The organism is Bacillus sp. LK2, from assembly GCF_001043575.1.
In the GTDB taxonomy this organism is placed as follows: Bacteria; Bacillota; Bacilli; order Bacillales; family Bacillaceae_G; genus Bacillus_A; species Bacillus_A paramycoides.
In genome coordinates this window covers 15178-28033 of the sequence record NZ_LDUK01000004.1, presented here as the reverse complement: position 1 = coordinate 28033, position 12856 = coordinate 15178, and the positions used below count along the sequence as shown (strand labels likewise).

Annotated in this window: 9 protein-coding genes and 1 pseudogene; 1 reads left to right on the top strand and 9 read right to left on the bottom strand. The window is 34.7% G+C overall.

Features of this window, described 5'->3' with window-relative positions:
• Window positions 1-70: 70 nt before the first annotated feature.
• A complete protein-coding gene (locus tag VK90_RS04140; RefSeq protein WP_002174781.1) occupies window positions 71-577 on the bottom strand; it encodes a nitrous oxide reductase accessory protein NosL in 507 nt (168 codons plus the stop codon).
• A 185-nt stretch (window positions 578-762) separates the two neighbouring features.
• Entirely contained in the window at window positions 763-1017 is a 255-nt protein-coding gene (locus tag VK90_RS04135) for a hypothetical protein (protein WP_025149739.1), read from the bottom strand.
• Window positions 1018-1271: 254 nt separating this feature from the next.
• Between VK90_RS04135 and VK90_RS04130 the strand changes: the two genes are divergently transcribed.
• Window positions 1272-2576, top strand: coding sequence for a CitMHS family transporter (locus tag VK90_RS04130; protein ID WP_048370630.1), 1305 nt, complete (start codon window positions 1272-1274; stop codon window positions 2574-2576).
• Between the two features lie 66 nt (window positions 2577-2642).
• Here VK90_RS04130 and VK90_RS04125 read toward each other — a convergent pair whose 3' ends face one another.
• The 7 genes and pseudogenes from VK90_RS04125 to colA all read right to left on the bottom strand — a co-directional run bounded on the left by VK90_RS04125 (window position 2643) and on the right by colA (window position 12779).
• On the bottom strand, window positions 2643-3335 hold the full coding sequence (locus VK90_RS04125) for a response regulator (RefSeq protein ID WP_048370628.1): 693 nt from the start codon (window positions 3333-3335) through the stop codon (window positions 2643-2645).
• Window positions 3335-4939 (bottom strand): ATP-binding protein, encoded by a 1605-nt coding sequence (locus tag VK90_RS04120; RefSeq protein WP_025149736.1) that lies wholly within the window; start codon window positions 4937-4939, stop codon window positions 3335-3337. The genes VK90_RS04125 and VK90_RS04120 overlap by 1 nt, the downstream gene beginning before the upstream one ends.
• 323 nt (window positions 4940-5262) lie before the next feature.
• A complete protein-coding gene (locus VK90_RS31350) occupies window positions 5263-6081 on the bottom strand; it encodes a methyl-accepting chemotaxis protein (RefSeq protein WP_375141031.1) in 819 nt (272 codons plus the stop codon).
• Between the two features lie 120 nt (window positions 6082-6201).
• Window positions 6202-7239: pseudogene (locus VK90_RS31345) on the bottom strand (HAMP domain-containing protein); the annotation flags it as partial.
• Window positions 7240-7500: 261 nt separating this feature from the next.
• Window positions 7501-9075: a flotillin family protein gene (locus VK90_RS04110; RefSeq protein WP_048370624.1), complete on the bottom strand. Its 1575-nt coding sequence runs from the start codon at window positions 9073-9075 to the stop codon at window positions 7501-7503.
• A 12-nt stretch (window positions 9076-9087) separates the two neighbouring features.
• On the bottom strand, window positions 9088-9636 hold the full coding sequence (locus VK90_RS04105; protein ID WP_048370623.1) for an NfeD family protein: 549 nt from the start codon (window positions 9634-9636) through the stop codon (window positions 9088-9090).
• Between the two features lie 245 nt (window positions 9637-9881).
• A complete protein-coding gene (colA, locus tag VK90_RS04100; protein WP_048370621.1) occupies window positions 9882-12779 on the bottom strand; it encodes a collagenase ColA in 2898 nt (965 codons plus the stop codon).
• Window positions 12780-12856 lie beyond the last annotated feature (77 nt).

Genomic DNA, 12856 nt, shown 5'->3' with positions numbered 1-12856 from the left:
TTTTCATCTCACTGGCAATAGAAAAAGACAACCTTGGGGTGGTTGTCCTTGCTCTAGCTACTTCTTCGTATTAATGAGAATGTCCTCCGCTATTCCCTTTTTTCGGTTTCCCCATCATCTCTTTGTTCATTTCCCACTTATGCTCTGATAATTCTTTGTCGGAAAGGACCTTCCCCTTATATTTAGATACAAAACTTTCCGCATCTTTTTTATCTTTAAACGAGATGACGTTATAAGCCATAGGTGTTGTTATTGTTTTATCATGTACGTAAGTTGCGTCCTGCATTGGAACCCAATCTTTCGTATTATAGTCTCGTACAAACTTTTCTTTCGTCTTCTCATTTTTATTGTTATCCATCCATTTATACATACAGCCAATATCATCAAACTTTAAGGCCTTTCCATTCTCTAAAATAATTTCTGTTGCGAATTGATTATCCATTACCCCTATTTGACAAATATCACACTTATCATTTTTCTCATCAACTGCAATAGCTTCTATGTCCTTTTTCCCACATCCTACTATTGTAAATAAGAAGCATAAACATATAACAAGCACAGCATACTTTACTCTCATCCAGATTTCCTCCCTAAAAAGAACAATATACTCCCCATTAGTAATAATAAATTATTCTTAAAAATCTATTCGTTATACTCAACTAAGAGCATATCAAAAAGTTGTGTGAGGTTTGTGAAAAAACAATGTATCTTTTGTAATATATGGAACAAAAAAGATGTGTAGCTATTTCTACACATCTCTCATCATTCACAACCAGTAATTAACAAATCATCTTCTAGCTTAACTAATAATGTGTCCGTATCAATTTCCTGTCCAACCTCTACATTCACTAACCTTATATTTCCACTGATCCCTACCCCGATTTTTTCAAGCTCACCATCGTGTTTTCGGATCATCATTAATTTTTCCCATTCATATACGTAAGAGGATTCATTAATAAAAATCTCCTCTACTCTTCCTTCACATGAACTATAAATTTCTTCTATTCTTCTTTTCATTCAAAATCTACTCCCTACTCCACACTTCACTATTTTCACCTTATTCTACCATTCTTGTACGAAGTAAATTATCTTTTTAAAAATTCAAAATTACCCTCGTGAACAAAATGATCAAAATAAAGATTATGCTTCTAATGATGTTATTTTTTTAATTATTTACCATTTGAATTGAAACTTTTATTATAAATAAAAAACCTTTTATCTGAATTTTTACTTTATTTTGAAAGCGCAATCATTTTTGAGGGGGAGATTACATGTTAGCATTACTCGGATTTGTAATGGTATTTGTCTTTATGTTTTTGATTATGACTAAACGTATGTCAGCATTAGTAGCATTAATATTAATTCCAATTATTTTTGCATTAATTGGTGGCTTTTATGCAAATATGGGCCCTATGATGCTAGAGGGGATTAAAAAGCTAGCACCTACTGGTATTATGCTTATGTTCGCCATTTTATATTTCGGAATTATGATTGATAGTGGTTTATTCGATCCTGTCATTAGTAGAATCTTAAAATTTGTAAAAGGGGATCCGTTAAAAATTGTTGTTGGTACGGCTATCCTTACTATTATCGTTTCATTAGATGGGGACGGAACAACAACATATATGATTACTGTTTCCGCAATGTATCCACTGTATAAACGTCTTGGAATGAATCCGCTTATATTAGCTGGCGTTGTTATGTTAGGAGCAGGTGTGACAAACCTTACACCTTGGGGTGGACCAACTGCTCGGGTTATGAGTGCACTTGGTCTTGATGCATCAGAGCTCTTCACACCACTTATACCAGGAATGATCGCTGGTGCAATTTGGGTAGTTTTCGTTGCCTACTATCTTGGAAAAAAAGAAAGAAAACGTTTAGGAATTATGGATGTACAGTATTTAAAACAAATGCAAACAATGGATGAGCAAGCTGCAACAGTCGAAGCTGAAGTACATAAACGCCCTAAGCTGCTATGGATTAACTTTTTATTAACTGTTGCCTTACTCGTCTGTCTCATACTAGAAGTTATGCCGTTACCTGTTTTATTTACAGTCGCTTTTGCAATTGCTGTTATGATTAACTATCCAAACTTAGAACAACAGAAAGAACGTATTGCGTCTCATGCTGGAAACGTATTAGCAGTTGTTTCTCTCGTATTTGCTGCTGGAATCTTCACAGGTATTCTATCTGGAACAAAAATGGTAGATGCAATGGCTCAAAGTGTAGTTACTCTCATACCAGATGCACTTGGACCCCAGCTGCCAATTATTACAGCTCTTCTAAGTATGCCGTTTACATTTTTCATGTCCAACGATGCATTTTACTTCGGGGTATTACCTATTTTAACAAAAGCCGCAGCTGCTTATGGAGTTAGCGCAGCTGAAATGGGACGCGCTTCGTTACTCGGGCAACCTGTTCACTTACTAAGCCCTCTCGTCGCTTCCACTTATTTATTAGTCGGAATGGCCAAAGTTGATTTTGGTGAACACCAACGCTTTACTTTACTTTGGGCTGTTGGAACGACAATGGTTATGTTGATTACTGGAATTGTAATTGGGATTATTCCAATATAAGATGACACTAGAAAAAACAGTAGAGGAAATGTAATCCTCTACTGTTTTTATTGTTATGAAAGTCTCCTATGAAGAAATACGGAAATACCTTCTTTCTGGCCTCCCCACACTCCCATATATAAGCTCTGCATGCACTTTCTTTCCAGAAATCAAATACTCTAAATAGCGCCTCGCTGTGGATCGACTTACACCTACCATTGAGCTTAGCATCTCTGCAGTAATTCCCTCTTCATTAACAGTTAGCATATGCTTTTTTATTTTTGCTAACGTCAATGGATCTATCCCTTTTGGGGCATATTCTATTTGATTTGCCTGCACTCCTCTTTGAGACCATAGATGTTCAATTTGTTCTGGAGATAATTGAGCACTTTCCTTTAAATTCATGATCTTCTTTTGGTAATTTTCTAAACTTGTTTTAAATCGATCAAACGTAAGTGGCTTTACGATATAATCTGTTACCCCGCCTCGTAAAGCATGCCGCACTACATCTGTTTCTGATGCGGCTGTAATCATAATAATGTCTGTATCATGCAAATTATGCCTAATATATGTGATGAGTTCAGTTCCTTGCATATCGGGTAAATATACATCTAATAAAACAAGCTGTGGCTTCACAAGCTCTAGCCATTCCTTTGCTTCTTCCCCAGTCGTTGCCGTTCCAATCACTTTAAATCCTTCAATTTTTTCAGCAAAACGACGATGAATCTCCGCAATCCGAATATCATCTTCTACAATCAATACTTCAATCCCCTCAACCATTACAATTCGCCTCTCTCTTTCGGTAATGCAATGATAAATAACGCACCACCTAAATCCCCTTTTTCGATTGCGATGCTCCCATTTAAATCTTCCACTAGCTCTTTCACTTTTGCTAATCCATATCCACGTTTTTCGCCCTCTTTCGTCGAAAAACCTTTATAGAATATGCTTGTTATTATTTCATCATGAATCCCGTGTCCTGAATCTTCCACTTCAATTAATATTTCTTCTCCAATATCCGTTACAAACATTCTAACTTTCTTGTCATACTCTTGATTTTTTTCAATTGCTTCAAATGCATTCGTAATTAAATTTCCCAAAATAGAAACAACATAATTACTATCAATATGCGGACTTAACTTTTCTAAACTACTTTCTCGATCTAACACAAAATCAATTTTCAACTCTCTTGCTCTATTGTAAAATCCAATTAAAATTCCACCTAGCCATGGATTTTGAATTCGTTTCATAATAAATTGAACGAAATCTTGATATACTGCCGTTTCCTTATGAATAAGCTCTAAAGCATCTTCATATGACTCTAATTGGATAAGACCCGAAAGCGTATACAACAAATTATTATATTCATGTGTTTGTGCTCGTAATGCTTCTGTATATTGCCGCGTTTGAGACAACTCTGCTGTTAATTGGTCCATTTCAGATTTCAAACGTAAACTGGATACAACACCAGTTACTTTATTATTAACTTTAATAGGTAAACGGTTAGCAATAACAGCCTTTCCCTTTATATTTAATTGACGATCAAACTGTCCCTCACCAGTTTGAAGTACATCTAGTATCGATGAGTTAGGAATAACATTTAAAATAAATTCTCCAATTATATTTTGCTGTTTTTCTAAAGAAAGAATGTCATATGCCGCTTGATTTACTAAACTAACAATTCCATTTTTATCGATTACTATAATTCCTTCACGTACAGATTGAATAACTGTACTATGTTCTTCATATAAGGATGAAATTTCTTCTGGCTCCATCCCAAACATCATCCTTTTTATGCTTCTTGCTAAATATATAGAGCCGATTATGCCTAACAATAAACCAGCTATAGCAATCCAAAACACACGCGTACCATATACTTCTACAGCTTGATAAACATCGTCCATCGAAAAACCAACAGATACTACTCCAATAATTTCATTATCTTGATTACGTATTGGAACTTTTCCGCGTAATGAAGGTCCTAATGATCCAGTAGCCTTTGAAATATAAGACTTCCCTTCCAATAATACGCCTTTATTATCACCACCAACCATTGCTTCTCCTATTCTATCTCGCTTAGGATGTGCATAACGAATGCCATCTTTATTTCCAACTACAATGAAATCAGCATCTGTTTCGATTCGAATTTTTTCTACAATTGGCTGAATAATAGAACTTGGATTTTCCTTTTGGAAAGCTTCTTGAATTTCTGGTATAGTGGCAACTGTTTTTGCAACATACAATGCTCTTTTGCCAATTTGCTCTTCTACCGTTTCAGATAATATATAGTAAAATAAATAACTCGTTAACAGAAGCACAGCAAGAATAAGCGTGCTAATAGTTAATGTAATTCTCGGTTGTAGTTTTAATTTTTCAAATTTCAAAACCATTCCCCTAACATAGATAAAGTGAAACTTTAATCGGTGGGGGTTTTGTTCATCTCCCACTGATTATTAGTTGAACCAATCGGGCTTTTACGGGCAGTAAGACTCCCAACTAACTCCTTTGCTTTACAGCCGAATTTTGAGGTGGGAGTCTTACTGCCCACAAATAGCGGGATAAAGATAGAATTTAAAGAAAATACTGTCTTTTATTTCCGTATTTAATCATAACACGATTACTATATATTTCTTCAATTTATCTCATGATCGTCGTCACAAAAAAAGAAACGAAGTAAAACTACTACCTCGTTTCTTAATATTTGTTATTATACTTTGAACTTACCAATCATCTCTTGTAATTCTTCAGCCATTTGCGATAGGTGAACTGCTGCTGAATTTATTTCTTCTACTGAGGCTACTTGTTCTTCAGAGGAGCCAGCAATATTTTGAACACTTGCTGCATTTTCTTCAATCGTTGCTGCAATTTCATTAATAGATGCACTTACTTGTTTTGCATCTATCGTCATTCGTTTCGCTACTTCTACCATACTATCAATTTGTACAACTGTATCATTTGTAGATTTCAATATTTCTACAAAGCTTTGTTTCGTTTCATTTGCAACTACAAGCCCTGATTGTACCTCTGTCCCAACTTGATTCATAGAGCTTACAGTTTCTTTTATATCAAATTGTATCTCTTTCACTAGCTTGCCAATTTCCGTAGAAGACTGTCCCGATTGTTCTGCTAATTTCCGCACTTCATCCGCTACAATTGCAAAACCTCTTCCTTGCTCTCCAGCTCTTGCAGCCTCAATTGCAGCATTTAATGCTAATAAGTTTGTCTGCTCTGCAATATGTTGAATCACTTCTAGAATAGCTCCAATTTGCTTCGACTTATCATCTAATAAAGAAATGACTTTGTCTGACTGTGAAACAGATTCATGAATTAATTGCATTTGATTCACAGTTTGTTCAACCAACTTTCCACCATCTTCAGCTTTTTGCTTCGTGTACATAGACGCTGTAGATACTAATGAAGAGCTATCCGCAACACGCTGAATTCCTTCTGTAACTTCTTCTAACAAAGTCGCTCCTTCTTCAACTTCCCGCGTTTGTATTTCTGCTCCACTCGATACTTGTTCCATTGCTTGTGTAATTTGTTCCGTCGCTTCACTTGCTTGCTTCATGCTAGCTGTTAATTCTTCCGAAGAGGCTGCTACATGACCAGCTGAAGTATTAATATTTGAAATTACATCATGTAATGATGCCGCCATCTCATTAAAACTTTCTCCTAACTGTCCAATTTCATCCTTCGAACGAACAGTAATTGATTCCGTTAAGTCACCTTCGCTAATTTTCCTTGCTGATATAACAAGTTGTTTTAACGGTTTAATAATAGAAGCAATTATGAAGTAAATTACAATTCCACCAATTATTAATGAAATTCCAAGAACAGTTATTGTTTTATAGAAAATAGGTTCAGCCGCTTCAATAATTTCTTTTGAAGGCATAATTCCTGCTATTTTCCATCCAGTTATCTTATTCGTTTTAAAAGTGATATTGCGATCCTCACCATCTAATGAAAATTTAAAATCACCTATTTCCTGTTTGTACAGCTCTTTTTCAAGTTTTTCTTCTACCTTATCCCCCGGCTTCAGCGTTGGATGTGCTACCACATTTTTATCTTGATCAAAAATTGCAGCATACCCTTGTTTACCGATATTAACCATTTTTGAAGTGTTTACAATATCATTAATAATTAAATCAATACCGAGGACGCCACTTTTATCCTCATTTTGTTTTGCTATTGTAATAACAATATTTCCTGTCGTTTTTGATTTATATGGAGCTGTGATAATCACTTCTCCGCTTTTTTTCACTGCCTCTTTGTACCACTCTCTTTCTGTAGGATTATATCCTTCTGGCATTTGAATAGCTGGTGATTGAACAAATTGTCCATTACTAGATCCCGTATAGATTGCTTCCATTTCTGGATGTAATTTATTATATTCTTCTAATTTATTCTGTACGTTTTGAAGCTGATCAGCTTGATAACTCGCCCCAGTAAATAGCTTTGTAAAGTATGCTACGTCTACTTTCTTACTATCTAACTCTTTATTAATTACATTATTTAAAATCTTTATGTTATCTTTTGCTGATTGTAAAATTGTTTCATTAAAGTTTGTCTTTGCCTGTTGATAAGACGTCCAACCAATTACAATACTTGGAAGAATTAAAATAATAATAAATGATACAAATAACTTTGTTTTTAAACCACTACTCCTTAATTTTCCTTGAAACATATTTCTATCCCTCCATACCGTTTAAATGCAATTATTTTACTTTTAATCCCTTTATATAAATCATACGATACAATTACATTGATGAGACTCTCTATCTCTTTTCCTCATCTTTCTCTACATTTGAAGAATTTTTGCATACATTTCTCATTCTATAGAAATTAAATAATTAAAACACTATATAAAAATTTTATATTATTCGAAATATTATATTTCACGGAAGAACCTCTAGTATCATATTTACTAGAGGTTCTTCCTATTTTACTATTCTCTATCTTTTTCTACTTCTTTTTTCTCATCTTCTACTACAGATACGACAGGTTTATCATTTGATAGTTGCTGCACAGCACCTTTTCCAGCGAATCCTTCTAGTAATTCTTTTAAATCAATACCAGAAGAGGCTTTTAAAGTTTCTTGCATTGTTGCCATTAAATCTGTCGCATACCCTGCAACTTTCCCGGCGCCGCTATTCTTGCCACCGCCGCCTGTATCAACGACTGTAATTTTATCAATATTGCTAAGTGGACTCGCAACTTCTTTCGCATAACTTGGAAGCATTTTAAGGACCATATCCATAATCGCGGCTTGCCCATATAATTCAAATGCTTCTGCAATTTTTTGTTTCGCTTCTGCTTCTGCTAAACCTTTTAACCTAATAACATCTGCTTCCGCTGTACCTTGTGCCTTTTGTACTTCTGCCTTCGCCTGACCTTGTGCTTTTTCAATTTCTGCTTTTGCTAAACCTTCCACACGAACTTCTTCTGCACGTGCTCTTGCTTCTGCTTCAATTTTATATTGATCCGCATCTGCTTTTTTCATTTGTTTTACTTTTTCCGCTTCAGCTGATTGTTCAACAGCATAGCGATCTGCATCTGCCTTTTTCTTTACTTCTGCATCATATTGCTTTTCACGACGTGCGATCTCTTTTTCTTCTAACTCAATTTGCTTTTCACGCTCAATGATTTTAACTCGCATTTGCTCTTCTGTAACACCTTGTTGCGCTTTCGCCTGTTGCAATTCGTAAGAAAGATCCGCATCTGCACGAGCTTGTTCTTGGTCTCTCTTATAAGACTGTACTTTTAATTCCTTATGTTTTTCAGCTTCAGCGATTTGTGCATCACGTTGATATTCAGCTTCTTTCGCTTCTTTCTCAGCACGAGCTTTTTCAATTCGTGCCTCTTTTTCACGCTCTGCATTCGCAACTGTTGCATCACGCTTAACCATTGCAATTTGTGGCTGACCAAGTGCATCTAAGTACCCGTTTTTATCCATTATTTCTTTAATTGTAAAGGAAACGATGCGAAGACCCATTTTCTTCAAATCAGTCGAAGCTACTTCATGCACCTTTTGAGCAAATTGCTCTCTGTTACTATAAGCATCTTCTACTGTCATAGAAGATAAGATAGCACGTAGATGCCCTTCTAAAACTTCCTTTGCTTCTATTTTTAACTCTTCCGTTTCTTTTCCTAAATATTGTTCAGCTGCTGTAGATACTTCTTCAATTGTCGATCCTACTTTAATAATAGAAACACCGTTTACTGTAATCGGTACACCTTGTTTCGTATACGTATCACGTGTTCCAACTTCTAATTTGTAGTTTAATAAGCTAAGAGGCTCTCCTCTTTGCATAATTGGAACTATGAAAGTACCGCCACCGCGGATAATCTTAATCTTCTTTCCATCATCAGTGGTAACAACATTCTTTCCACCACCAAGCCAGTTCCCTGTTACAATTAATGCTTCGTCTGGGCCAACTGTACGATACTTCGTAATGAACACTAAAATGAGTAGAATTAAAATTGCGAGTAAAACTCCACCGATAATTAATGGAATCGTCATGTAAATTCCCCCTTATAATTTTGGCTTCTTTAAAGAATAAGCTATGTTTTGTACAAGCAAAACACCATCTTGAACTCCCTCGATAATAACTTCAGTTCCTTGTGGAATATCTTTTTTCCCAATTGTTTTAGCTAGAATTGCATTACTTCCAAATTGAGAGGAGATTAATACTTCACCAAACCCTTCTGTAGGAATTGTCGTAATGACTTCTCCCTTACAACCAATGAATTCATCCATACGTTGCACAGTGTTTTGTTCTGCTTCTGCAATCGGCTTTAAAATTAGTATTTTCATTATAAATACACCAATAAAGGATATAGCAAATGAGCCCCCAAAAATAATAATGCTATTAAAGGAAAATAAATATTCTCCTATATAACTAAGTCCACATAACATGGCGAAAAAACTAAGTAATAAAGTAACAACGGATACAGATCCGCCTCCAAAACTAAATATTGATTCAAATATATCTCCAAAGAAGATATAAATAACAGTGAGTATAGTAGCAATTATAAATCCGTATAAATAAATTGTTTCAAGTGGATAACCAAACAAGACCATTTCTTATCCCCCTTTCTTAAACAATCCTTTTTTGTTATGTGTATGCCCCACCTCTTTCAAAGATTATTATTCTTAATTTTCAGTTATTTATCCTTTAAAGAAAAACCTGTAAGACAGGTCTCTAAAAAAGAACAGGAGAAACCTATTGTGACAGGCTCCTCCTAGAAAATAACCGATATATTATATATCTATATAATATATTATTTTCCACAAAAAGTAAAGTGAAACATACATTGGAAGAACACTTATTTTACTGATAATGAGTACGTTCCATCACCATTATCATATTTATATACATACAAGTAATATTTGCCCGGTTTTGCATTGAATTTTGCTTCTATATGATTTCCATTGGCTTGACCGTAAGCTGCGTAATTTTGCATATCTGATTCGTGGTGAAGCACCCATGTCATCCCAATTCCATATTCATTTAGAACAGAAATATCGATATCTTTCGCTGATGCCACATTAAATGTATAAACGTCCGTATGATCCCCACCAATAAGACTACCTTTAATAGTGGTATTTAGTCCGATACGATTTGCTTCATCTGGACGATTGTTTGGTTCGGATTCTATTAAACTCCCATCTTTAATCGTAACCGCTGTTTCACTTTTGCTTTCTTTTCCTTTATCATCTTTCACTGTTAATGTTGCTTTATATGTTCCTGCCTTTTCATATGCATGTAATGGATTAACTTCTGTGCTTGTATTCCCATCTCCAAAGTCCCATAAATAAGAAACGATTTTTCCATCTTCATCGTTTGAACCATCACTCTTAAATTGAATGCCTTCCTTTACAAGCCCATTGTAAGGGCCATTTATATTAACCGTCGGAGCTTTATTTTCTTCTTCATCTTTTGCAATACCATGGAAGACTACATCATATTCAAATTGATTGGAGCTATTCACACGATAATTGACGAAGTATGCTGTAACAGTTTTGTAGCCACTCCATTCTTTTTGCGCCAATTGTTCTAAAGCTTCATTTACTCTTTTACTCATTGCTTTCCAATCTTCTGATTCACCCTTCGTTACATTACCTGTATACGTACCTTCTAATGTAAATGTATTGAAGAATTGAGATGTATGCTTTGTCATTTTTGCATCTTTCATATGCAACGTATCGTTAATTTCTTTCTTTACTGCTGTTAATGCTTTTGGTGCATGTTCAGCTAAATAATCATCTGCTACTTCCGGCACATTGTACTTATCTTGATTATCAATTAACTGCTGCATATACTCTTGATACTCTTTATTTAATTTCGAATCTTTACTCAAAGTCTCACGATACGTATCATAATTTTTCACGTCATTCGCACGAATTAAATCTTGAATTTTATCAAATGTTTCAAATTGATGCGTATATAAGTAAGACTGCAATGCGAACGAGTAGTTATAGAAATCCCAAGAACCATATTTAGCAAATAGTGTACGCTCTGCTGTATAACGGCTTGCAGGATCAGATGATAAGCCACTAATTATGCTCTTTCTCGGTACAACGTTATTCGTACGAGTAGATCCCGCAAAAAATTCCGCATTCCCTTCTTGGAACCAAGTTAATCTTTCATTTTGATACATATCTCCTCTTCCAAATAAACCTGGAACCTCATATCTTCCTTGAAGATAATGAGTAAACTCATGACGGAATAACTCTTCTAAACTATAAATACTTTGTTCTGGCGTACGCTCATATGTAAAGAATGTGCCTGTCTCTTCAATATAAATTCCACCGTTGTTTGTTTCATATCCGTACAGTTGTCTATTTAGCTGATATTCATCTGGAGTGTTATAGATTACTATCGTTAATACATCGTCTGCATTACCTTGTTCTAAAGCTTTATCATTACCGATTACACGATGATATTGCGCCTTTACTTCCTTTGCTGCCCAGTATAACCTCTTAATTTTTTCTTCTGATACTTTATCTCCTGTTTTAAATACAATAGATCCATCGTCGAATGTGTACGTTTTTGGTAAGTACTGCTGTTTTCCTTCTTCACGTATCTTTTCTAAATCTATCGTATTTCCGTTATAATCTTTCCCGTTATAATTAGTTGTAATTTGTTCTACCGCAACAAAATAAGCTTCACTTAGACGTGGATACATATACATTGCTTGTGTTACAACTTCTAAGCCTTTATTTGGATTACTATGAAACTTTCCTAAACGACTAGCAAAATAAATTCCATTATTTATAAGCCACTTATTTTCTGATGTTACTTGATTTAGAAGAGCAATGCGATTAATCTCATTAATAAATCCATCTACTTTCCCATACCACATTGTATCTTTTGCTTCTTTACGAGTTTCAAATAAATAAGATTGCATATCATAATCGATGCCTTGCATAATATCGTATACTGCTTGTCCTTTCATACGATCACTAACATATGCAGCAAAATTATCGTTATACTGCTTTAAAATACTAGTTGCGTATTGAACCGTTTCAACATCACTTGAAGCATTACTAATTAATTTACCGTATGCAGATACTACTGCATCTTGCTCATTTGTTCCAAGCTTAAAATTTGGATTTTTTGCAATAGCTTTTAACGCTGGTAAACATTTGTCCTGAAAGCTTCTTTCATTTAAATCGCTTAATTCTTTATTATAAAATGCAAGGTAAAAAGCCGAACGTAATACTTCAGTAAATGTTTGAATTCCCTTTGAATCATCTTTCGTAAATGTACTACCTCTATGAGCTAATTCATCTATAATTACTTGCATTCTTCCTTTGTCTTGATAGAAAGCTTTTGCGTCTTCATTAAACTGGAATAAATCTGTAATTTGATTCCACTTAATACTCCCTAACGTTTCAATTAACTCTTGATGACTCATTTTGTTTAAATCAGCCATTGAATAGTTTTCTTTAACTTGTTTTCTTACTGAACTTTTCATAATAGGTGCTGGACGTTGTGAAAAGTCTCCTACTTTTAAACGTTCTTGAAACGATAATGTTTCATCAGCTTTCGAAATATGTCCAACTTCATCTACTGGTTTTTCAATTCCGACCGGTTTCGATTTCAACACGTTATATGGTACTTTTTCTTCCGCTGACACATGAGTTTGAATTGCTCCTAACGATAGAGCCATTGTACTAATACTAAGCATCACTTTATTGAACTTTGATTTCTTGTTCACACTATTTCCTCCTATTTAAATATTCCATTCAAGAAGTTAACATATTATCCAGATAAAATAATGTAAAATGCAATATT

What these genes read in the sequence shown, in the direction of transcription:
- VK90_RS04140 (WP_002174781.1), bottom strand. Translation starts at nt 577, where the DNA reads ATGAGAGTAAAGTATGCTGTGCTTGTTATATGTTTATGCTTCTTATTT.
- VK90_RS04135 (WP_025149739.1), bottom strand. Translation starts at nt 1,017, where the DNA reads ATGAAAAGAAGAATAGAAGAAATTTATAGTTCATGTGAAGGAAGAGTA.
- VK90_RS04130 (WP_048370630.1), top strand. Translation starts at nt 1,272, where the DNA reads ATGTTAGCATTACTCGGATTTGTAATGGTATTTGTCTTTATGTTTTTG.
- VK90_RS04125 (WP_048370628.1), bottom strand. Translation starts at nt 3,335, where the DNA reads ATGGTTGAGGGGATTGAAGTATTGATTGTAGAAGATGATATTCGGATT.
- VK90_RS31350 (WP_375141031.1), bottom strand. Translation starts at nt 6,081, where the DNA reads ATGGAACAAGTATCGAGTGGAGCAGAAATACAAACGCGGGAAGTTGAA.
- VK90_RS04110 (WP_048370624.1), bottom strand. Translation starts at nt 9,075, where the DNA reads ATGACGATTCCATTAATTATCGGTGGAGTTTTACTCGCAATTTTAATT.
- VK90_RS04105 (WP_048370623.1), bottom strand. Translation starts at nt 9,636, where the DNA reads ATGGTCTTGTTTGGTTATCCACTTGAAACAATTTATTTATACGGATTT.